The sequence below is a fragment of the Saccharopolyspora kobensis genome, from assembly GCF_900108315.1.
GTDB classification, from domain to species: Bacteria; Actinomycetota; Actinomycetes; order Mycobacteriales; family Pseudonocardiaceae; genus Saccharopolyspora; species Saccharopolyspora kobensis.
Genome location: NZ_FNVB01000010.1, coordinates 159,305 through 180,589, shown reverse-complemented (window position 1 = coordinate 180,589; position 21,285 = coordinate 159,305). Strand labels below are relative to the sequence as shown.

23 protein-coding genes are annotated in these 21,285 nt (G+C 72.4%); 16 read left to right on the top strand and 7 right to left on the bottom strand.

Features of this window, described 5'->3' with window-relative positions:
- Positions 1-208 precede the first annotated feature (208 nt).
- From C4T78_RS30175 to C4T78_RS30165, 3 genes are read left to right on the top strand one after another with little or no spacing between them, the layout of a single operon-like run.
- A complete protein-coding gene (locus C4T78_RS30175) occupies positions 209-1,270 on the top strand; it encodes a sensor histidine kinase (RefSeq protein ID WP_093352534.1) in 1,062 nt (353 codons plus the stop codon).
- The gene (locus C4T78_RS30170; protein WP_093352537.1) at positions 1,267-1,869 is read left to right on the top strand and encodes a response regulator transcription factor; all 603 of its coding nucleotides are present in this window, start codon (positions 1,267-1,269) and stop codon (positions 1,867-1,869) included. The genes C4T78_RS30175 and C4T78_RS30170 overlap by 4 nt, the downstream gene beginning before the upstream one ends.
- A 23-nt stretch (positions 1,870-1,892) precedes the next feature.
- Positions 1,893-2,564: a GOLPH3/VPS74 family protein gene (locus C4T78_RS30165; protein ID WP_093352913.1), complete on the top strand. Its 672-nt coding sequence runs from the start codon at positions 1,893-1,895 to the stop codon at positions 2,562-2,564.
- A 3-nt stretch (positions 2,565-2,567) separates the two neighbouring features.
- On the opposite strand, the gene C4T78_RS30160 is transcribed toward C4T78_RS30165, so the two are convergent.
- Together C4T78_RS30160 and C4T78_RS30155 are read right to left on the bottom strand one after the other, a co-directional pair.
- A complete protein-coding gene (locus C4T78_RS30160) occupies positions 2,568-3,215 on the bottom strand; it encodes a GNAT family N-acetyltransferase (protein WP_093352540.1) in 648 nt (215 codons plus the stop codon).
- A gap of 41 nt (positions 3,216-3,256) precedes the next feature.
- On the bottom strand, positions 3,257-3,610 hold the full coding sequence (locus tag C4T78_RS30155) for a hypothetical protein (protein ID WP_093352542.1): 354 nt from the start codon (positions 3,608-3,610) through the stop codon (positions 3,257-3,259).
- A 145-nt stretch (positions 3,611-3,755) separates the two neighbouring features.
- Between C4T78_RS30155 and C4T78_RS30150 the strand changes: the two genes are divergently transcribed.
- Both C4T78_RS30150 and C4T78_RS30145 read left to right on the top strand, forming a co-directional pair.
- The gene (locus C4T78_RS30150) at positions 3,756-4,331 is read left to right on the top strand and encodes a GNAT family N-acetyltransferase (RefSeq protein WP_093352545.1); all 576 of its coding nucleotides are present in this window, start codon (positions 3,756-3,758) and stop codon (positions 4,329-4,331) included.
- Positions 4,332-4,518: 187 nt separating this feature from the next.
- A complete protein-coding gene (locus C4T78_RS30145; protein ID WP_177247596.1) occupies positions 4,519-4,926 on the top strand; it encodes an STAS domain-containing protein in 408 nt (135 codons plus the stop codon).
- Positions 4,927-5,052: 126 nt separating this feature from the next.
- Here the strand turns inward: C4T78_RS30145 and C4T78_RS30140 are convergent, their stop codons facing one another.
- Positions 5,053-7,635, bottom strand: coding sequence for a TNT domain-containing protein (locus C4T78_RS30140; RefSeq protein ID WP_093352551.1), 2,583 nt, complete (start codon positions 7,633-7,635; stop codon positions 5,053-5,055).
- 299 nt (positions 7,636-7,934) lie between these two features.
- Between C4T78_RS30140 and C4T78_RS30135 the strand changes: the two genes are divergently transcribed.
- From C4T78_RS30135 to phnE, 10 genes are all read left to right on the top strand, one after another.
- Positions 7,935-9,173 carry an MFS transporter gene (locus tag C4T78_RS30135; RefSeq protein ID WP_093352915.1) on the top strand — a complete coding sequence of 413 codons (1,239 nt, stop codon included), beginning with the start codon at positions 7,935-7,937 and terminating at the stop codon, positions 9,171-9,173.
- A gap of 11 nt (positions 9,174-9,184) precedes the next feature.
- On the top strand, positions 9,185-10,156 hold the full coding sequence (locus C4T78_RS30130) for a DMT family transporter (protein WP_235863531.1): 972 nt from the start codon (positions 9,185-9,187) through the stop codon (positions 10,154-10,156).
- Between the two features lie 6 nt (positions 10,157-10,162).
- On the top strand, positions 10,163-11,014 hold the full coding sequence (locus C4T78_RS30125; RefSeq protein ID WP_093155003.1) for a bifunctional methylenetetrahydrofolate dehydrogenase/methenyltetrahydrofolate cyclohydrolase: 852 nt from the start codon (positions 10,163-10,165) through the stop codon (positions 11,012-11,014).
- Positions 11,015-11,056: 42 nt separating this feature from the next.
- On the top strand, positions 11,057-11,338 hold the full coding sequence (locus tag C4T78_RS30120) for a DUF3017 domain-containing protein (protein ID WP_093155002.1): 282 nt from the start codon (positions 11,057-11,059) through the stop codon (positions 11,336-11,338).
- A gap of 130 nt (positions 11,339-11,468) precedes the next feature.
- Positions 11,469-12,224 (top strand): GntR family transcriptional regulator, encoded by a 756-nt coding sequence (locus C4T78_RS30115; protein WP_235863532.1) that lies wholly within the window; start codon positions 11,469-11,471, stop codon positions 12,222-12,224.
- Between the two features lie 123 nt (positions 12,225-12,347).
- Positions 12,348-13,466: a TIGR03364 family FAD-dependent oxidoreductase gene (locus C4T78_RS30110; protein ID WP_093352918.1), complete on the top strand. Its 1,119-nt coding sequence runs from the start codon at positions 12,348-12,350 to the stop codon at positions 13,464-13,466.
- Positions 13,463-14,137, top strand: coding sequence for a phosphonatase-like hydrolase (locus tag C4T78_RS30105; RefSeq protein WP_093352559.1), 675 nt, complete (start codon positions 13,463-13,465; stop codon positions 14,135-14,137). Before C4T78_RS30110 ends, C4T78_RS30105 begins: the two co-directional genes overlap by 4 nt.
- Positions 14,134-15,048 carry a phosphate/phosphite/phosphonate ABC transporter substrate-binding protein gene (locus tag C4T78_RS30100; RefSeq protein WP_093352561.1) on the top strand — a complete coding sequence of 305 codons (915 nt, stop codon included), beginning with the start codon at positions 14,134-14,136 and terminating at the stop codon, positions 15,046-15,048. Before C4T78_RS30105 ends, C4T78_RS30100 begins: the two co-directional genes overlap by 4 nt.
- A complete protein-coding gene (gene phnC, locus C4T78_RS30095) occupies positions 15,039-15,806 on the top strand; it encodes a phosphonate ABC transporter ATP-binding protein (RefSeq protein ID WP_093352564.1) in 768 nt (255 codons plus the stop codon). Before C4T78_RS30100 ends, phnC begins: the two co-directional genes overlap by 10 nt.
- 5 nt (positions 15,807-15,811) lie before the next feature.
- Positions 15,812-17,503, top strand: a complete 1,692-nt coding sequence (gene phnE / locus C4T78_RS30090; protein WP_235863533.1) for a phosphonate ABC transporter, permease protein PhnE — start codon at positions 15,812-15,814, stop codon at positions 17,501-17,503.
- Positions 17,504-17,651: 148 nt separating this feature from the next.
- On the opposite strand, the gene C4T78_RS30085 is transcribed toward phnE, so the two are convergent.
- A complete protein-coding gene (locus C4T78_RS30085) occupies positions 17,652-18,488 on the bottom strand; it encodes an EamA family transporter (protein WP_093352568.1) in 837 nt (278 codons plus the stop codon).
- 113 nt (positions 18,489-18,601) lie between these two features.
- On the opposite strand from C4T78_RS30085, the gene C4T78_RS30080 reads away from it, so the two are divergent.
- Positions 18,602-19,174, top strand: a complete 573-nt coding sequence (locus tag C4T78_RS30080) for a helix-turn-helix domain-containing protein (protein WP_093352570.1) — start codon at positions 18,602-18,604, stop codon at positions 19,172-19,174.
- Positions 19,175-19,203: 29 nt separating this feature from the next.
- Here the strand turns inward: C4T78_RS30080 and C4T78_RS30075 are convergent, their stop codons facing one another.
- The 3 genes from C4T78_RS30075 to C4T78_RS30065 form a co-directional block, all read right to left on the bottom strand.
- On the bottom strand, positions 19,204-20,034 hold the full coding sequence (locus tag C4T78_RS30075) for a DUF4253 domain-containing protein (RefSeq protein ID WP_235863534.1): 831 nt from the start codon (positions 20,032-20,034) through the stop codon (positions 19,204-19,206).
- A 497-nt stretch (positions 20,035-20,531) separates the two neighbouring features.
- On the bottom strand, positions 20,532-20,732 hold the full coding sequence (locus C4T78_RS30070; RefSeq protein ID WP_093352575.1) for a DUF1918 domain-containing protein: 201 nt from the start codon (positions 20,730-20,732) through the stop codon (positions 20,532-20,534).
- A gap of 65 nt (positions 20,733-20,797) precedes the next feature.
- Positions 20,798-21,226, bottom strand: coding sequence for a DUF8711 family protein (locus tag C4T78_RS30065; protein ID WP_093352577.1), 429 nt, complete (start codon positions 21,224-21,226; stop codon positions 20,798-20,800).
- Between the last annotated feature and the right edge of the window lie 59 nt (positions 21,227-21,285).

Here is a 21,285-nt window from a genome sequence, read left to right as displayed (position 1 = left end):
AGGAGCCCGGCATGACATTCCTGTCCGGAAGGCATGACGCTGCGTCACTGGTGCTCGCCGCGCGACCGGCGCAATAGTGTTGGACCAACCCGCCGCGCGACTCCGGAGATCCGCTCATGAACGCCAGACCGCTGCCCGGTACCGGCTGATGCGGCAGAACGCACGCCGAGCGCGGACGCGGGGGCAGCTCCGCAGGACCAACCTCACGATGTTCTTCCCGCTCCTCGCCGTCGTCGGCGCGGTGACGGTGGCCTTCGACGCCCGGAACTGGTGGGAGGCCGCTGTCCTGGCCGCCGGTGTGGTGGCGACGCTGGTGGCGTTCGTCCGGTGGGCGGCCGACGACCTCCTGCCCGTCGCGGCCGTCACGTTGGCCGTCACGGCCGCCGTCTGGGCGTTCGGGGCGCTGGCGGCGGAGGGGCGGATGGCGTTCTTCGGCATCTCCTTCGTGGGCGCGCTCGTCGCCCCCAAGCTGCCGCGCTGGCGGGGCTGGGCGGCCGTGGCACTGGTGGGTTACGTCGCCGCGGTGGGCGCGGCGCGGACGCTCGTCTCGCAGCAGGAGGTTCCGGAGAACCTGATCCGGTACGTGCTGATCCCCACCGGGGTCACCGTGGTGGTGATCGGATTCATGTTCCCCAACAAGCGTTTCTACGACATCGTCGCCGAACTGGAGGAGGCGCGGGAGCGGGAGGCCGAACTGGCCGTGATCCGCGAACGCGTCCGGTTCGCCGGCGATCTGCACGACATCCAGGGCCACACGCTCCACGTGGTCAAGCTCAAGACCGCGCTGGCGCGGAAGCTGGTGGACAGCGACGCCGAGCGCGCCAAGCAGGAGCTGCGCGAGATACACGACCTGGTCAGCGACACCATCACCCAGACCAAGGAGCTCGCCTACGCGCAGCGCCGCCTGAACCTCTCCGCCGAGCTGGAGAACGCGCGGAACCTCTTCGAAGCGGCCGGGATCGACGTGCGCGTCGACCGCGAGGCCGATGTGGACCAGCGCGTGGGCGAACTGCTCGGCCAGGTGCTCCGCGAGACGACCACCAACATCCTGCGCCACGCCCAGGCGACGCAGGTGCGGATAGCGCTGTCGGCGTCGAGCATCAGCATCGTCAACGACGGCGCCAAGCACGCTCCGGTGCCCGAACTCCGGGGCTTGGCCGCGCTCGCCCAACGCGTCGCCGCGAACGGTGGTGAACTGTCGGTCGACCAGCACGACGGCGAGTTCCGCACGGCCGCGGTGCTCCCGGACGGAGCGGAGGCAGCCCGATGACGACCGTGGTGCTCGCCGACGACGAAGCCCTCCTGCGCAAGGCGATGGCCGCGCTGCTCCCGCTCGAAGGCGACATCACCGTGCTCGCCGAAGCGGAGAACGGCGCGGAGGCCGTCGAAGAAACCCTCCGGCACCGGCCCGACGTGCTCGTCATCGATCTGGAGATGCCCGGTGTGGACGGGCTGGACGCCGTCGCGGAGATCCGCCGCACCCGGCCGGAGCAGGTGATCCTCATGCTGACCCGGCACGCCAAGCCCGGCGTGCTCCGCAAGGCGCTCAAGCTCGGCGTCCAGGGCTTCGTCAGCAAGGCCGCCGAACCGGCGCACATCACCTCGGTGATCGGCGTCCTGCACGAGGGCAAGCGGTGGATCGACCCGGACGTCTCCGCGCTCGCGCTCGTCGACGACTGCCCGCTCACCGACCGGGAGCTGGACGTGCTGCGCGTGACCGGCGAGGGCTACTCCGTGGCCGACATCGCCGCCCAGCTCCACCTCGCGCAGGGCACGGTGCGCAACTACCTGTCCAACGCGATGCAGAAGACCCAGACCCGGACCAGGCACGAAGCAGCCCGCTACGCGCGCGAGCACGACTGGCTGTGAGAGAGGAAAGCGCAGTGAACGAGATGCTGCTCGTCGAAGACCTGATGATGCTGCTGCTCGACGACGAGACGGGAGTTCCCGCAGCGGCGGGCACCCTGCACTACAGCCTCGGCGGCGCCGTGCTCGTGGAGCTGGCGCTGCGCGGCAGCGTCGACTCCGACGGCAGCACGGCGCTCAACGGCCCGAAGATCAGCGCGGTCGAAGGTGCTCAGCCGGAGGACCCGTTGCTGCGCTCCGCCTACGACAAGATCGCCGAGAAGCCGCGCCGGGTGCAGACGCTGCTGCTCGAAATCGGCGGCGGACTCCGCGAACCGGTGCTCGACCGGCTCCTGGAGCGCGGCGTCATCCGCGTCGAGAAGAAGAAGGTGCTGGGCGTGTTCCCGACTACCAGGATGCCCGCCGAGGACACCGGCCACGAAGCGGAACTGCGCCGCAAGCTCCGCGCCGCGCTGGAAGACGGCGAAACGCCCGACAGCCGCACCGGCGCGCTGATCGCCCTGCTGTCCTCCAGCGGTGCCCTCCCCGCGCTGCGCCCGCCGCTCGCGTGGTCCGGCGAGGTCGCCGCGCGGGCGAAGGAGTTCGAGGAGGGCAACTGGGGCGCCGAAGCCGTGAACGCGGCGGTGCTCCGCACGGCCGCCGCGATCGCCGCCGCCACCGCCGTCGTCACCGTCACCACCATCACGACCACATCGTGAGCCTCAGCGGTCGATCCCCAGGAACGGGAGGCAGCGCGCGAGCCCGTCGACTTCGACCGGCACGGTGCGATGCCGCTCCCACTCCGCGCGGGTGAGCCGGAACCGCTGCTGGACGGCCAGGGCACCTCGGATGGCGTTGCGCTGGAAGCCGTCGGGCCGGTAGCCGAGCTTGCGGGAGACCGCCTGCGAGGCCGTGTTGTCCTCGAACGCCGCGGAGACCGCTTCTTCCGCGCCCAGGCAGGCGAAGGCCAGGTGCAGCACACCCGCGCGCATCTCGGTGCCGAGACCGCGGCCCTGGTAGCGCTGTCCGAGCCAGGAACCGGTGCTCACCTCGCGGGTGGTGCCGAAATCGCGGCCGCTGATGCCCTGCTGCCCGACGACGACTCCGCCGTGGAACGCGGTGAGGTTGAGCGACCAGTCCTGCGGCGCCCAGCTGCCCAGCTCCCGCCAGTGGTGCTGGATCACGTTCAGCGCGACCTGCTCGGGCGGGGGGTCGGTCCACGGCGTGGAGAACGGCATGACGGCGGGATCGTGGACCCCTTCGGCGGCCAGCGCGGCCAGTTCCCCGAGTTCCTCGGCCGACGGCAGGCGCAGTTCGAGCCGCGGCGTTGTCAGCTTGAGCCCGACGAGCGGGAAGTGATCGACCAGCACCCGCTCATTCTGGCGGTGGAGCACCGGGTTTCGCCCGCGCCTCAGCGGAACTCGTGGACCACCTGGATCTCGCCGACGATGTGGGCGTTGAACTCGTCCAGCTCCTCGGCCGGAACCCAGAGCTCCAGGATCGTCCGGCCGCCCGCCTGCCGCACCGGGTACCGGCGCAGGAACTCCGAGTCGACCTCGAACCGGGTGACGAAGCCGCTGCCGTCGTGCACGACGTTCCAGTCCCTGGCGATCTTGACGGCGTAGTCCTCGTTGAGCACCGGGTAGAAGATCGGCTGTTCGGGGAGCCGCGGCGGCCAAGCGCGCCAGCCCAGCTCCCGCACCAGCTCCAGCTCGACAGGACCGGTGGGACGCCACAGCGTCGTCGTGGACCGGTGGCTGCTCATGGGACTGCTTCCTGAACGTGGCAACCGCCGCTGCAGTCGCCGGAACCGGCAACGCTACCGGACACCGCAGCCCGCACCCACTGGTTTTCGCCGCTCACGAAGCGTGACGGACTGCAGCGGGCGGGAGCGCGGCTATCCTGGCGGTATGGCTCAGCGGCTGGTCACCGACCGGTTGATCCTGCGGACCTGGAGCATCGAGGACGCGCAGGCCGCGCTCGACGTGTACGGCAATGCCGAGGTCGCGCGGTGGCTGAGCCCGATCATGGAGCCCGTTCCGGATCTCGTGGCCATGCGCCTGCTGCTGCGGCAGTGGATCGCCGAGGACGCCAGGGCGCTTCCGCCGTTGGGGCGGTGGTGCATCCAGCGACGTGAGGACGACCGAGTGCTCGGTGGCGCGTCGCTGTTGCTGCTGCCTCCGGGCAACCAGGACCTCGAAGTCGGCTGGCACTTGCACCCGGACCTCTGGGCCGGTAGCTGCGCGAGCGAGGCGATGTTCGCGTTGGCCCGATGGGCGTTCGACCACGAGGTCGACGAGCTGTTCGCCGTCGTCCGGCCGGACAACGCGAGGGCCGCGGAGACGGTGCGCGACAACGGCATGGAGTGGGCCGGGCAGACGGACAAGTACTTCGGGCAGTCCGTGGAGCTCTACCGGCTCCGACCGGCGGACCTCGACCGCTCCGCGCCTCGCGCGGACCTGCCGCCGAACAGCACGACGCAGTGACGGCCGGGCACCGGCGATGGTTCCCCTCCCCGCTCCCCGGAGCGTAGGGTTGCGGGTAGCTGGTCGAGCCGGTTGCTCCCGCAGTCGACAAGGTCGTTCCTCGTCGCTCGCCGATACGGCGCAGGGCCACTCCTTCAGCCCTAGCAAGCCGAACGATCATCCCGCTCGGCTGGGATTGGACGTCTTCATGACCCTCCGAACGCTGCCCGCCCGCAGACGAGCAGGACCCCGCGTCGAGCTCCACCGGGAGACCGCCGAGTTCGACCCCGCCCTGCACCTCCTCCTCACCTATCCGAGCCGCGACGTGGCCGTCGTGACCGCGATCGGCGACATCGACACCGCCACGGCACCGCGGGTCTCCGCCCTCCTGTGGCCTCGTTTGCTGACCAAGCTGTCGGCCGTCGTGCTGGACCTCAGCGGCGTGGCCTTCCTCGGAGTGGCGGGGCTGGAACTGATCACCGCGGCGCGCACCTATGCGCCGTACCGGGACGTGGAGTTCACCGTGGTCGGCGGCCCCATCGCCGTCGAGCGCGCGCTGCGCGCAGGCGAGCTGGCCGGCGACGGGGCGCCGGGCGCCCGCCACGTCGTCGCCTGATCCGTTTCGCGTTGCTGCGCAAGGGAATTCCGCAACGCGCGAATCGGCGGCCGAGCGGTGGCCGGAAAGGCGCGAGGGGCACCCGCGATGGTTCGCGGGTGCCCCTCGCGCTTCAAAGCGATCCGGTCACTCCATGGGCGGGCGCTCGGTGGCCGGCATCTCCGCCAGGGTGCCGTCCGCGAGCAGGTCGCTGATCGGCGCCGGGAGCACGAAGGCCGTGCCACCGCCGGGCTGCTCGAACCACGGGACCGCCGTGCCGCGCAGCGCTTGGACCGGGCGCTGGATGCGGTAGGCGAAGTACGAGCGGTTCGACCACTGCGGCGGCAGCGAGCGGTGCGTGTACGGCGTGCGCATCGCGTAGAGCACGTTGCCGTTCGGCTCGCCGAAGCGGTCCAGCTCGGTGCCCGGCTGGAGCATGATCACTCGCCGGTCGCGGTACAGCGTCAGCGGCGGTTCACCGTTGAGCGGCTGGATCTGCTGACCACCGGGCTGCTGACCGCCCGGCTGCTGGCCACCGGCCTGCGGCGGGCGCGGCGGTCCGGGCGGCGGGCCCTGCCGGTGCGGACCGGCCATGCCGGGACCACCGGGGCCGGGACGGCGCTCCGCACCGCCCACCGGGCCGGGCGCACCCTGCTGCTGCTGCTGCTGAGCCGGGGCACCGCTCTCGCGGCGCGGCTGGCGCTTCGGCAGCGGCGGAACGCCGCCGGGGCCGCTGACCGGCGGCTGCTGCACGGGCTGGCCGACCGGCGGGGACGGCGGGGCCGTGGGCGGCGCCGGGCGGTCGAGCTGCGGCGGCTGCTGGAGGCGGGTCGCCTCCTCCTGCGGCTGGGCCGCGGGAGGCACCGGGTCGTGCTGGACCGGCGGTTCGGGCGGAGCGCTCGGTCCCGCCGGGTCCTGGTTCGCGGTGAACAGCGGGTTCGCCGCCGGCTCCGGAGCGCGCTCCGGCTCGGGCGCGGGGCGCTGGGGCGAGTCGGAGCCCGGCGTGCGCTGCGGCAGGCCGGATTCCGGTGCCCGCTGCGGGAGTTCCGCTTCGGGCGTGCGCTGGGGCAGGTCCGGTTCCGGTGCTCGCTGGGGCAGCTCCGCTTCGGGCGTGCGCTGCGGGAGGGCCGGTTCCGGCGTGCGCTGCGGGAGCTCGGCCTCGGGCGTGCGCTGGGGCAGCCCGGATTCCGGTGCTCGCTGGGGCAGCTCGGCCTCGGGCGTGCGCTGCGGGAGGGCCGGTTCCGGCGTGCGCTGCGGCAGATCGGCTTCCGGTGCCCGCTGCGGGAGGTCGGCCTCGGGCGCCCGCTGGGGGAGCTCGGGCTCGTCGTCGTGCGACAGGGCCGCGCTCGGCTCGGCGGCCGGGCGGCGCTCCAGGAGGAGGCTGCCGAGCAGGTACGCCGCAGCGTCGTCGACGCGGGCGAACCGGACGTCCTCGCCGCGACCGGGGCCGGTGGTGACGACCCAGTCCGGGCCGTCCTGCACCAGGCACCGGGCGCTCTCGCTGTGGCTGCCGATCCGGTAGTCGTCGCCGTCCACCCGGAACTCGGTGAGCCGGTCGTGCAGCGCGGCCAGCACTTCACCGGTGTCGGGCAGCTCGTCCTCGTCCGCCAGCACGTGCCGCGAACCGCCGGCCGGCTCGGCCTCGGCGGCCTCCGGCTCGGCGAAGTCCTGCGGCTCGTCGGCGAAGTCGCGGGACTCGTCGGCGTAGCCCGGCTCGTCGTGCGGTTCCGCGGCGAAGTCCTGCGAGTCCGCGATCGGGCTGCGCGGCTCCTCGGCGTGGTCCTGCGGTTCGTCGGCGAAGTCCGGCGCGTCGTCGGAGTCGGTCGGCTGGTCGAGCAGCTCGCTGACCGCCGCGTCGCGGGTGGCGTCGTCGACCTCGACCAGCTGGAAACCGCGGCGGCGGATGTGCGCCACGAACTCGGGCTCCGGCGGCACCCCGTACTGGGCCAGGTAGAAGGCGATCGCCCCCGGCCACAGCCAGGCGCCGTCGGTGTGCCAGGTGCTCGGCACGACGGTGGGCCGCTCCGGGTCGAGCTGGTCTTCCTCGTCCTCGCGGGCGGCGAGCACGACCGGCGCGTTCTCCAGGTACTGGCGGAGCTGGGCGATCTCCTCGGCCGGGACCGGCTCGCGGTCCGCGACGACCGGGCGGCCCTGCTCGTCGAAGTCGTCGAAGGAGCTGGCCACCTGGAAGCCGGTCGGCTCCTCGCCGGTGACCGCGGGCGGTTCGGCGACCGGTGCTTCGGCGACCGGCGGCTCGACCGGCGCGTCGTCGACCGGGGCGCCGGGGGCCGGCGCGTTGCCGTCGATCCGCTCCCGCATCCAGTCCGGGATGTTCTCCTCGGCGCGCGGGTAGCGGCGCAGCTCGTCGACGTAGGCCGCGCGCGGCAGCGGGCGCTGCCAGCCGGGCTCGGTGTCGAAGTTGATGTCGATGCGGTAGCTGGACGGGCGCTCGACCACGTACAGCGCGCTGAGCCAGGTACCGACGTCCGGCCGGTACATGCCCTCGCGCAGGCTCTCGAAGATCTCCCGCAGCTCGGCCGGTGGTTCCAGCGAGCGGGCACTGCCGTCCTGCGCCGTCACCTCACCCAGCAGGTCGTGGTACTCACCGGTGGCGCGGTACTCCACCGTGATCTCCTGCCAGTCCTCCGGAGCGCCCTGTAACAGCAGAACCCCGATCTTGCGGGCGATCTGCTCCTGCTCTTCCGGACTGATCGCTGTCGGACGCGACATGGGTGACATCCTCCCCCTCTCGACGAGGCAACCCGACTCCACCCCGGCCCAAGACGCTACTCGACGCGGGCCCGGCCATGTGCGCTGTGTGGGACTTCCGATCCGTTGATCCAGCACACGTGCGCGCGTTCAAGATCCATGTCACCGCGTGCGGTGATCTCGTCACGAGAGCCTGCCGGTTTCTCGTCCGGATGAACATCACACCACCAGGTGGATTGGGTCAACGGTGGATCGGCGGCGGTCAGCGGTCGGCGAAAACGAGTAGCGGTACACCCGTGCCAGAAGAAAGAGTGTGGTGCGTGCTGCAGCCCTACCGACTCCTCGCGGCGGTCCCGCACGCGCCGAGCTTGATGTTCTTCAGCCTGCTGGGCCGCTTGCACATGCCGGCCCTCGGCATGGTGCTGGCCTTCCTGGTGGTCGACTGGACCGGTTCATACGCGATCGGCGGCGTGATCGGCGCGACGATCACGATCGGGCAGGCGATCGCCGGGCCGCTGCGCGGGCGGGCGGCCGACCGCAGCTCGCCGCCGCGGCTGCTGGTGGTGACCGGCATCGGTTCCGGGCTGGGAATGATCGCGATCATCGTCGTGACCGGCTGGGTCGATCCGGCGCACTGGTGGCTGGTGCTGCCGGTCGCGCTGGCCACCGGGCTCTCGCACCCGCCGATCACGCAGATCGGGCGGGCGATCTGGCCGCGCCTGGCGGACGGCCCGGCGCGCGAGGCCGCCTTCGCGGTCGAGGCGACCTTGCAGGAGCTGCTGTTCGTGGTGGCGCCGATGCTCGCCGCGTTCGCGGTGGCGGTGTGGGGCCCGGCCGCGGCGATGTGCGCCTGCGCCGCGTGGGCGACGGCCGGTTCCGTCCTGTTCGCCGTCGTGCTGTGGCGCGCGGGCCTGAACGAGGGGCTCGGCGAGCGCGCGGCGGGGGAGCGCACGTCCGCGCCGTTGTTCCGGATTCCGGGATTCGTCTCGCTGCTCGGCTTCTTCGGGCTGCTGGTCGGCGGGCTGATCTCGGTCGACCTGGTGCTGGTTGCCTGGGCGCGCGAGCGCGGCGAACCGGAGCTGGCCGGGGTGCTGGCGATGGTGTGGGCGGTCGGTTCGCTGATCGGCGGGCTGGTGCTCGGCGGTTCGGGGAGGCGGCCCCGGCTCTGGCTCCGCGCGTCGTTGACCGCGCTCGGCCTGGTGGCGCTGGTGCCGGCGCTGCCGCCGATCACCGAGCCGGGCTCGCCGCTGCTGATCGGCGCGATCCTGATGATCGGCGGTACGGCGGTGGCCCCGACGCTGGCGGCCAGCAACGGCCGGCTGGCCGACATCGCGCCACCGGACCGGCGCAACGAGGCGTTCGGCTGGCTGGCCAGCGCGACCACCTTCGGCGGGGCGGTCGCCGCGCCGCTGTCCGGGGTGATGCTCGACCTGGCCGGTCCGGCCGCGGCGGCCGCGGCGGCCGGTGGCCTGGCGCTGGCGGCGGCCGGGCTTGTCGTATCTCACAACCTCCGGGCATCGCGGTCCGAGCGGGCTGCGGAGCAGACTGCTGCCACGTGACCCTTTCGCCGGTGAAACCTTCTGAACCGCAAGTCGGACAGCGCGCGCTCGGCATGGTCGGCGCCGCCGCGGTCGGACTGCTGCTCGCGGTCCAGGCCCGGATCAACGGCGCGCTCGGTGCCCGGATGGACGACGGGATCGCAGCCGGGCTGATCTCCTTCGCGTGCGGGTTCACCGTGCTGTTCGCGGCCGCGCTGCTGATCCCGCGGGCCCGTCGCGGCTTCCGGAACCTGGCCGCGGCGCTGCGCGAACCGGGCGGGTTGCGGCCGTGGCAGTGCCTCGGCGGGGTGTGCGGCGGATACCTGGTGTTCACCCAGGGGATGGCCGCGACCGCGCTGGGCGTGGCGATGTTCACCGTCGCGGTGGTGGCCGGGCAGGTGAGCAGCGGGCTGGTGGTCGACCGCCTCGGGCTCGGGCCCGCCGGGCCGCAGCGCGTGACGCCGGCGCGGCTCGTCGGCGCGGTGCTCGCCGTGGTGGCGGTGCTGATCTCGGTGTCCGCGCAGCTCGGCGGTGCGCAGGCGAGCTGGCTGGTGCTGCTGCCGGCGCTGGCCGGCGTCGGGTTGGGCTGGCAGGCGGCGGTCAACGGCCGGATGAAGCAGGCGGCCGACTCGGCGGTGTTCGCCTCGATGGTCAACTTCGGCGTCGGGATGACCGCCCTCGCGCTGGCCTTCGCGGTCGAGGTGCTGGTGCGCGGCCTGCCCGAGCTCCCGGCCGAGGGCTGGCTCTACACCGGCGGTTTCCTCGGCATCTTCGTGATCGGCGGGTCGGTCGCGCTGGTCCGCTACACCGGGGTGCTGCTGCTCGGCCTGGGCATGATCGCCGGGCAGCTGGTCGGCGCGCTGCTGCTGGACGTGTTCGCGCCCGCGACCCGGGACGGGATCGCGACGTCCACCGTGGTGGGCGTGCTGCTCACCCTGGTGGCTGTAGGCGTGGCGGCAATGCCGGACCGGGCGGGACGGGGCGCACGTCATCTGCCACGATGAACAGCCGTGAGCGCGACGATTCTGGATGGCAAGGCCACCAAGGAAGCTATCTTCGACGAGCTGCGGCCCCGGGTTGCCCGGCTCGCCGAGCAGGGCAGCGCCCCGGGACTGGCCACGGTGCTGGTCGGTGACGACCCCGGTTCGCATTCCTACGTGCGCGCCAAGCACAACGACTGCGCCAAGGTCGGCATCAAGTCGATCCGCAAGGACCTGCCCGCCGACGTCAGCCAGGCCGAGGTCGAAGCGGTGCTCGACGAGCTCAACGCCGACCCGGCCTGCACCGGCTACATCGTGCAGCTGCCGCTGCCCAAGCACCTCGACGCCGGTCCGCTGCTGGAGCGCATCGCGCCGGAGAAGGACGCCGACGGCCTGCACCCGATCAGCCTCGGCCGCCTGGTGCTGGGTGAGGAGGCGCCGCTGCCGTGCACGCCGCGCGGCATCATCGAGCTGCTGCGCCGCTACGACGTGCCGCTCAACGGCGCGCAGGTCGCGGTCGTCGGCCGCGGCATCACCGTCGGCCGCCCGATCGGCCTGCTGCTGACCCGCCGCAGCGAGAACGCCACCGTGACGCTGTGCCACACCGGGACCAAGGACCTCGCCGCCGAGGTGAGCCGCGCCGACGTGGTGATCGCGGCGGCGGGCAAGCCGAACCTGATCACCGCGGACATGGTCAAGCCGGGCGCGGCGGTGCTCGACGTCGGCGTGACCCGCACCGAGGCCGGGCTGTCCGGTGACGTGCACCCGGACGTCGCGGAGGTCGCCGGGTTCATCTCGCCGAACCCGGGCGGGGTCGGTCCGATGACCCGCGCGATGCTGCTGACCAACGTCGTCGAGGCCGCCGAGCGCAACCTCGGCTGAACTCCGCTCGTGAGCGCGGCTCAGGAGCAGGGCAGGAGGAACGTGAACGAGCAGTCCGGCGGAAAATCGCGCCTGTCGACGCACGTGCCGTTCGGTTTGGTGCTGCTCATCGCGGCGATCGGCTTCCTGCTGGTGGCGATGCAGCACTGGCGCCGCGGCACGGTGCTGCTCGCCGTGGCGCTGCTGGTCGCGGCGGGCATGCGCGCGGTGATCCCGCAGGAGCGCACGGGCCTGCTGACGATCCGGAGCCGGGTGGTGGACGTTCTGCTCTACAGCGGCTTCGCCGTGGTGATCCTCGCCGTGGCGCTGACCATCAAGCGGTAGTCGACCTGCGCGGGGACCGCGGTTCAGCCGGAACCGCGGTCCTCCCGCCGGGTACCGCGGTTTTCGTTGGAATCGGCTCGATTTCACGCTGTGGGAGGCGGTTTTCGGGCGCGCAGTAGGGTTGGCTGTCGTGCGCATCGATCATCGGGCGGATCAGCCGGTTCGCGCCGGGATTCCCGAACACGGCCGGATTCCGCGCTACTACGCGGTGAAGATCGAGCTGCTCGGCCTGGTCGAAGAGCTCGGCGAGGGCTCGGCCCTGCCCAGCGAGCGGGAGCTGGCCGAGCGGTTCGAGGTGTCGCGGGTGACGCTGCGGCAGGCGGTCACCGAGCTGGTGCTCGAAGGCCGCCTGACGCGCAGGCAGGGCAGCCGCACCGTCGTCGCGCCGCCGAAGCTGGTGCAGCCGCTGCAACTGGCGAGCTACACCGAGGGCGTCCGGTCGCAGGGCCTGGAGCCGGGCCGGACGGTGATCGGCGTCGAATCCCGGTCGGCCGACGCGCAGCTGGCGGCGGACCTCGGTCTGGCCCCGGGCGGCGAGGTGGTGCACGTCGAGCGGGTGCTGCTGGCCGGCGGTGAGCGCGTCGGCCTGGAGTCCAGCTACCTGCCGAAGGACCGCTTCCCGGAGCTGCTCGGGGATTTCGACCCCACCGGCTCGCTGTACTCGTTCCTGCAGGACGAGCTGGGCGTGCGCTTCGGCGAAGCGGAGGAGCGCATCGAGACGGTCCTGGCGACGCCGCGCGAGGCACTGCTGATCGGCACCAATCCGGCGACCCCGATGATCCTGCTGCACCGTCGCTCCTGGACGCCGGAAGGCGAACCGATCGAACGCGTCCGCTCCCTCTTCCGAGGCGACCGCTTCAGCTTCATCACCCACCTCCGCGACTGACCCGGGGCGGGAGGGCCGTGCAAGGTCACGAACGGATAACTGATCTAGTCCTTCGGTCGGTGTTCACCTGGGGTTCGGTCGGTTTCCACTGGGGATTCGCGGACGGCCGCGAGCGTGTGCGGCGTGCGAGTTCTGATTGTTGGCGGCGGCGTGCTCGGCACCATGCACGCGCTGCGGGCCCTGGAGCGGGGCCACGAAGTGGTGCACCTGGAGCGGGAAGCCGAGGCCCGCGGGGCTTCGGTCCGCAACTTCGGGCTGATCTGGGTCAGCGGCCGGGAACCCGGGCCGGACCTGGAGGTGGCCCTGCGCGCCCGCCAGGACTGGGAGCGCATCGCCGCGGACGTGCCGGACCTCGGTTTCCGCGGCAACGGCTCGCTGACAGTGCTCCGCACGCCCGGCGAGATGGCCGTCGCCGAGGAGTTCGTCGCCCGGCCCGACGCCGCTGAGCGTGGCACCGAGCTGCTTGACGCCGCCGAGGCTCGGACGCTGAATCCCGCGCTGCGGGGCGAAATGCTCGGCGCGCTCTGGTGCGAGCAGGACGGCGCGGTCGAGTCGCGGACCGCGCAGCCCGCGCTGCGCGCGCACCTGGCGAAGACCGGCCGCTACACCTGGCTCCCCGGTCGCGAGGTCCGCGACGTCGGCGAGGGCTGGGTGCGCGATGACACCGGGCGGCGCCACGAGGCCGATCTGGTGGTCCTCTGCACCGGCGCGGCGCTCGGCGGTCTGGTGAAGGAACTCCGCCCGGAGCTCCCGGTGCGCCGGGTGCGGCTGCAGATGATGCAGACCGACCCGCTCGACGAGCAGCTGACCACGTCGCTGGCCGACGGCGACAGCATGCGCTACTACCGCGGCTACCGGGGCGAGGAGCTCGACGCGCTCAACGCCACCGAGCCGCAGCCGCCGGTGGCCGCCGCCAACGGCATGCAGCTCCTGCTCGTCCAGCGGCTGCACGGCGGGCTGACCATCGGCGACACCCACGAGTACGACGAGCCGTTCTCCTTCGACGTGCACGAGGACCCCTACGAGCACCTGCGGCAGCGCGCCGAGGAACTGCTCGGCCGCCCGCTGCCGCGGATCGTGCGCCGCTGGGCCGGGGTTTACGCGCAGACGGCGGACAAGTCGCTGGTCGTGCACCGCGAGCAGGTGCTGCCGGGCGTCTGGCTGGTGACCGGCCCCGGCGGGCGCGGCATGACCTGCTCGCCCGCCATCGCCGCCGACACGTGGCAGGAGGTCGAGGGATGATCGAGCTGGCAGTGCTGGACATGGCGGGCACCACGGTCGCCGACGACGGCCTCGTGGAGCGGGCGTTCACCCAGGCCATCGCCGACATCGGCGTCACGCGGCGGCCGTCCATGCTGGAGCACGTCCGCCGCACCATGGGCGAGTCCAAGATCACCGTCTTCCGGCACCTCTTCGACGGCGACGAAACCCTCGCGCAGCAGGCGAACCAGGCCTTCGAGCACGCCTACGCGGAGCGGGTCGCCGACGGCGAGTGCCGCCCGATCGACGGCGCGGAGGCCGCCATCCGGCAGCTCCGCGACAACGGCGTGCGGGTCGCGCTGACCACGGGCTTCTCCGAGACCACGCAGCGCCAGATCCTGGCGGCGCTGGGCTGGGAGGGCCTGGCCGACCTCACCCTCACCCCGGCCCAGGCGGGCCGCGGCCGCCCCTACCCGGACATGGTGCTCACCGCGCTGCTGCGGCTGGGCATCGACGACGTGCGCGCGGTCGCCACCGCCGGCGACACCGTCTACGACGTCCGATCAGGACTCCGCGCCGGCGCCTCCGTCGTCGCAGGCGTCCTCACCGGCGCGCACTCGCGCGAGGCGCTCACCGGCGCCGGTGCCACCCACGTCCTCGAATCCGTCCGAGACCTCCCGGAACTCCTGTCCGCAAAGGAAGAACAGTCGTGAAACGGATCAGTCGAGTCCTCGTCGGACTGGCCGCGGTCGGCCTGCTCGCGGGGTGCGGCCCGAGCGCCGCGCAGCAGGGCGGTGACTCCGACCAGCTGGTGTTCGCCGCCATCCCGTCGGAGGAATCCGCCAGCCTGCAGCAGGACTACCAGCCGGTGCTGGACCTGCTGGCGAAGGAGACCGGCAAGAAGATCACCTTCCAGAAGGCCACCGACTACGCCGCGATCATCGAGGGCCAGCGCGCGGGCAAGATCGACATCGCCAAGTACGGGCCGTTCTCCTACGTGCTGGCCAAGCAGCAGGGCGTGGCGGCCACCGCGGTCGCCGGCCAGGTCGAGGAGAAGGGCGCCGAACCCGGCTACACCTCCTACGCCATCACCCGCCCGGACACCGGCATCCGCTCGCTGGCCGACTTCCGCGGCAAGAAGGTCTGCTTCGTCGACCCCACCTCGACCTCCGGCTACCTGTACCCGAAGGCGGGCCTGCTGGAAGCGGGCATCAACCCGGACACCGACGTGCAGGCGGTCTTCGCCGGTGGCCACGACGCCTCGGCGATCGCCGTCGCGAAGGGCGACTGCGACGCCGGTTTCGCCTACGACAGCATGGTCGACCGGCAGCTGATCGAGAAGGGCCAGCTGCAGGCCGGGCAGCTCAGCGCGGTGTGGAAGTCGGCGGTGATCCCGGGCGACCCGATCGCCCTCTCCGACGACCTCGACCCGGCGGTCAAGGACAAGATCACCGCCGCGCTGCGGGACAAGGCCAACAGCGATGCCCTGCGGGAGAACGGCTTCTGCACCGGTGACTGCAAGATCGGCGACATCGGCGGCTACGGCTTCGCCCCGGTCGACGACGCCTTCTACGACGGCATCCGCGAGGTCTGCGCGACGACCAAGGACGAGCAATGCCAGTGATCAGCTTCGACCGGGTCGGCAAGTCCTTCGGTGAGGTGCGGGCGCTCGACGAGGTCACCCTCGACGTCGAGCCCGGTGAGATGGCGGTGCTGCTCGGCCTCTCCGGCTCGGGCAAGTCGACGCTGCTGCGACACGTGGACGGACTGCAGCGCGCCACTTCCGGCACCGTGCAGGTGCTCGGCGAGGACGTCGGTGCGCTGCGCGGATCGGGTCTGCGCGCGCTGCGGCGGCGGGTCGGGTTCGTGTTCCAGCAGTTCCACCTGGTCGGCTCGCTGACCGTGCTGGAGAACGTGTGCACGGGCGCGCTCGGCAGCCTGCGCGGCCCGCGCCTCGGGCTGTTCACCTATCCCAAGCGCGTGCGGTTCGCCGCGATGGAGCAGCTGGAGCGGGTCGGCCTGACCGACCAGGCGCTGCAGCGGGCGGACACGCTCTCGGGCGGTCAGCAGCAGCGCGTCGCGGTGGCCAGGGCGCTGCTGCAGAAGCCGGAGATCCTGCTCGCCGACGAGCCGGTCGCCTCGCTCGACCCGGATTCGGCGGCGCAGGTGATGAACCTGATCGCGGAGATCGGCCGGGAGGACGGGCTGACCGTGCTGTGCAGCCTGCACCAGGTGGACCTGGCGCTGAGCTGGGGCCACCGGATCATCGGGCTGCGGTCCGGGCAGGTCGTGCTGGACACGCCGGTCGAGGGCCTGGACCGCGACGCGGCGATGTCGATCTACGCCAAGGTCGGTTCCGCCGACCTCGCCGCGGTGGGGTGAAATCCTTGACCACCACCGCAGAAGCGCCGCGCCGCACGCTCGCCCGCCCGACGCCGACCGGCACCGCGGCGGCCGTGGTCGTGCTGGCTCTGCTGGGCGCGGCGATCTGGGCGTTCAGCTCGCTGCGCCTGAACATCGCGACGTTCGTGGACGGCGCGGCCAACGCGGTCGACTTCGCCGGCCGGACCCTGCCGCTGGACTTCCCGCCGCTCGGCGAACTGCTGGCGCTGTGCGGGCAGACGCTGGCGATCGTGGTCTGCGCGACCCTGCTGGCCTCGCTGATCAGCGTGCCCGTCGCGGTCCTCGCGGCGAGCAACACCGCCCTGGGCGGCACCAGCCGGTTCGGCGCGCGCGTGATCATCGTGGTGGCGCGGGCGATCCCGGACGTCGTGCTGGCGATCGTGTTCTTCCGGATGTTCGGCTTCGGCGGCCTGACCGGCGTGCTGGCGATGGGCCTGCACTCCATCGGCATGATCGGCAAGCTCTACGCCGACGCGATCGAGCAGATCGACGAAGGCCCGCGCACCGCCATCCGCGCGGCGGGCGGGACCAGGCTGCAGCAGCTGGTCACCGGCGTGCCGCCGCAGGTGCTGCCGTCGTTCGTGGCGACCTCGCTGCACCGCCTGGACATCAACCTGCGGGTCTCGGTGGTGCTGGGGTTCGTCGGCGTCGGTGGCCTCGGCCAGGCGATCTCCGACTCCCTGCGCACCCTCGACTACCAGCGCGGAATGGCGCTGGCGTCGGTGGTGTTCGGGCTCTGCGTGCTGGTGGAGGTCGTCTCCGGCGCGATCCGCCGCGGCCTGCTCGGCGTGCGGGAAGAGCGCCGCGGCCCGCTCGCGGCGGTCCGGCGCCGGGTGCAGATCCCGGCTCCGCGGCGGGAGACCGCGATCGTCGCCGAGCGGGCTTCGTCGCCGCGGCCGATCAGTCCACCGTGGACGGCCGGGCGAGTCCGCCGCACCGGCTGCTGGCTGGTGACGGCCCTGGTGGTGGTCGCCTCCGTCTGGGGCGCGGACATCTCGCTGGCCCAGTTCCAGCGCGCGATCACCGACTTCGGCCCGACGCTGGCGCTGTTCTGGCCACCGGAAACCGGCGGCATCCTCCCGGAGCTGCTGGCCGAACTCCTGGTCACCGTCCAGATCGCCCTGGCGGCCACGCTGATCGGCGCGATCCTCGCGCTGCCGGTGGGTGCCCTGGCGGCGAACAACGTGGCCCCGAACCCGGCGGTGGCGAAGTTCTTCCGCGGTGTGGTGCTGGCGGTCCGAGGCGTCCCGGAACTGGTGCTGGCGATCGTGTTCGTGGTGATCACCGGCCTCGGCGCGGTGGCGGGCGCGCTCGCCCTCGGCGTCGGCTCGGTGGGCCTGCTCGGCAAGCTGGTGGCGGACTCGCTGGAGGAGGTGGACCGCGGCAAGGAACGAGCGCTGCGGGCCACGGGTGCGAGCCGCCTCCAGGTGTTCTTCGCGGCGACGGTCCCCCAAGCGGCCCCGGCCTTCGTCGCGCACGTCCTGTACCAGCTGGACACCAACCTCCGCTCGGCGACCCTGCTGGGCCTGGTCGGAGCGGGCGGGATCGGCTACTACCTCCTCAACGCCTCCAGGGTCCTGGAGTTCGGGGTGGTGACGACGGTCCTGGCACTCACCTTCGCGGTGGTGATGCTGGTGGAACTCCTCGCCCTCTGGCTCCGAAGGCTCGTCCGCTGACGGCGAGGCGTCCGCCCCGGTACCCGTGAGTGCTTTGTGGGGCTATAGCACCCCAAAGCACTCACGGGTCAGGACCTGCGAAAGTTCCACAGCCAGCCCGCCTCTTCCGCAGCACGAGCACGGGCGAGCCGGTGGCTGGAGCGCGGGTTCAGGTTAGGGCGAGGAGGCTGACGGCGACGGCCGCCGTGCCCAGGCCGATGAGCTGGCCGCGGTGGATGCGCTCGGCGAGGACGCCTCGGGCGAGCAGGACCGTGCCCGCCGGGTAGAGGGCGACGATCACGGCCACGACGGCCAGGTCGCCGCTGCGGGCGGCGAGCAGGAACAGCAGGTTCGCCGCGGAGTCCAGCGCTCCCGCGGTCGCCGAGATCGCGTACGCCGGGCGCTCGGGGCCGAGTCTGCGGTGCAGCAACGCCGCCGCCGTCAAGGTGATGGCCGAGGAGACCGCGCGGCCGACGATCAGCGGAGCCACTCCGCTGTCGGAGGGCGCTCGGTGCAAGAAGATCAGCTGGAGTGCGATGGCTGCCCCGGCGCCGAAGGCCAGCAGCAGGGCAGTGCGCGACGGGCGGGCTGAGCGCGCGCCGGGCCCGGCGCTGACCAGCACCACCGCCGCCAGCGCGAGCGGCAGGCCCACCAGTCCGGCGGCGGCCAGGTGCTCGCCCTGCAGCAGCCCCGCGCCGACCGGCAGCACGGCGGAGACCAGCGCGGTCACCGGGGACAGGACGTTCATCGGGCCTATCGCCAGGGTGCGGTAGAGCAGGACGAACGCGGCGGCCGATGCGACGCCCGATGCGGCGCCCCAGCCGACGGCGGCCGTGCTGAACGAGGCGCCGAGCAGCGGCCACAGCAGCAGTTCGACCACGAGGCTGGCAGGCGCGGCGATCATCACGGTGCGCAGCACGTGGGCCTTGCGCGCGCCGACGCCGCCGAGGAAGTCGGCGCACCCGTAAGCGAGCGAGCTGCCCAGAGCCAGCAGCAGAGCGATCACGAAAAATCCCCTAGAATCAGCAGAACGACCCGACGGTACATCAGATTGACCGGATGGGGCAACCAACCGACCGCGCGGTGCAATCGATTGGTCGGCTGCGAGAGGGTGATCAGATGGCCGAGACGGCCGAAGCGCTGCGAACGGTCGCGCACAACGTCCGGGCGGCGCGGGTGCGCGCAGGCCTGTCCTTGGAAGAGCTCAGCCGCCGCGCCCAGGTCAGCAAGGGTGCGCTGGTGGGCCTGGAGAAGGCGCAGGGCAACCCCAACCTGGCCACCCTCGTCCGGCTGGCCGACACGCTCGGCATCTCGGTGTCGGCCCTGATGCAGGGTGCCGCGGAGGGCCGGGTCCGCGTCGTGGCCGCCGCCGACGTCGAGCCGCTGTGGACCGGGGAGCGAGGCGGCGAGGGCCGGCTCGTGCTGACGACATCAGGCCGGGCCCCGGTCGAGGTGTGGCGCTGGCAGCTGGAGCCGGACGAGGAGTACTCGAGCCATCCGCACCAGGCCGGGGTCGTCGAGACCGTCAACGTAATCGCCGGCCGGATGACCCTGGTCGTCGACGGGGTCGAGCACGCCGTCGAAGCCGGGCAGACGGCCACGTTCGACGGCGACACCGAGCACGCCTACCGCGGCTCCGGCACCGGGACCTGCCACCTGATCATGACGGTCCAGCTACCGCCGGCGGCCTGACCGGCGCGCGAAAGATCCTGCGCCGAGCGTCATTCCCACCAGAACGACCAGGTCCGGCGGCCCCGGATCTCCTGGGCGTAGGCCTCGATGGTGCCCGTCTCCTGGAGGATCCGGTCCGGGCAGAAGGTCCAGTGCTCCGCGGCCACCGCCGCCGCGTGGTCCGGGTCCTGGGGCGGGGCCGCGACGCTGAGGTCGAGGCGGTCCGGGCCGAGGCGGAGGAGGCGGGCGCCGAAGCGCTCCTCCCAGCTCCGCGCCATCGCCGACAGGCCCGCCGTGCGGGACACGTGGTTGGCCGCGCCCGACCAGCCCAGGGCGGTCAGGACGTCGGCGCCCCGGTGCACCGGGATCAGCGCCAGGCGGATGTCCTCGTCGATGAACTTCGGGAGCTGCTGGTTGGCCAGGATGTCCGGGTCCGCCAGCAGGTTCCCGGCCGGGGCCGGTCCGGGGCAGTGGTAGTCGAACGGGGCGAGGACTTCCAGGTCGTAGGCCGGTCCGAGCTCGTCGTCGGCCTGCACCAGGCCGTCCCAGATGCGGGCCATCACGTCGACCACCCGCCAGCGGTCGATGTGGTCCAGCGGTTCCGGCGGCACGACGCCGACGGTGCAGCGCTCGCCGTAGACCTCGTCGTTGTCGCACAGCAGCAGCGGCCACAAACCGCTCTGCCGGTGCTCGGCGCGCAGCGCGGCGACCAGCTGCGGAGCGGGCGGCTCATCGCTGATCCAGCACAGCGGCGCCGGAGCGGCGGCCATCATCGTCTGCTCGGTGAGGATCTCGCCGGGCGGCAGCGGTACCGACACCCCGGTGCCGAAAACCGCGGACAGATCGGCCGGAGCCCCCGCCTCCCGGTCGTCTCGCAACACTTCACCGCCTCCTCGCCGGACGCCCCTCATCGCGGACCACCTTAGAGCCTGCCGCTGGTCGTCCAACGCCTGGCGCGACGAGCCTGCGCGCTGTTCGGAGGAAAGGCCCGGCGGCAGCACGATCCGCCCGGTTTCCCGATCGGAGATGTGCAGGTCCACGGCCTGCGCAGCGGATTCCAGCGGTAACCGGCCCGCGATCGCGGCCGCAACTGTCCACTGGCGACCATTCGGAGCAGCTGCTCCAGGCCCGCGCGGACTCGACGGCGTGCAGGCGGCCTCGCCGGTGCTGCCGAGCAGCGCCACCCGGCGATCCGCCCGGCCGCATCCAAGTGCGGGACGCACCGGGGCCGGAGCCGTGCAGCAGACCAGAGCGCCGCCCGGGGCGAGCATCCGCGCCGACCCCGCCCGGCGCGAGTGCGGCGCCGGAGGCTCACCGGCCGGGGTGCGTGGCGGGGGACTGCGGCCGGTCCGGGTGGGACCGCACCGGCCGCTGCGGGTCAGCGCCCCTGGCGGGGCACGTGGGCTTCGATCTCGCAGTCGCCGCCCGGGTACACCAGGCCTTCGTGCCCGTCCTTGAAGCGCACGAAGTACGGTGGCGCCCCGTCCGGTCCGCGGACCTCCAGGATCTCGGCGATCTGATCGGCCTCGTCGACGTGCTTGCTGTGCACGTGCAGTTGGTCACCCACGGCTGCTCTCATGCCCATCACCTCCGCGGACCCAGACTAAGTGACCGGGGCCACACCTCGCAGGGCGCGGAGGGTGCTCAGCCGCCGACCTTCGAGCAGGTCGTGGCGACCTCCTGGTACTTCTCCAGCTGGGTGGTGGCCCAGTCGGCGCTGGCGTCCAGGTCGATCCGGCCCTCGGCGACCTGCTGCACCGACTGCTGCACGTCGAGCAGGTTCTGCCGCAGCGTCTGGTCGGCGGTCTTCTCGGCCAGCCGGCCGAGCTCGTCGACCTTGGCCTGGGCGTCGGCCTTGGCCTGCTCCGGGTCGGCGAAGTTGGGCATGAAGCTCGCGACGTTGAGCGCTTGCAGGCAGGCGTTCGCGGTGTCGAGGCTCTCCTGCGCGTTCTGGAGCTGCTCGTTGGCGTTCTCCAGGCCCTGCTGCGCTTCCTGCACCTGGCCGCACGCGGCCAGGCCGACCAGCACCGGCAGCGACAGCGCCACTGCCACGAACTTCTTTCGAGCTCGCATCTTCCCTCCGGGGCTCCGAGAGGCGCCGATCAGCGGCGCCTCTCTTGTACCCTATCGGC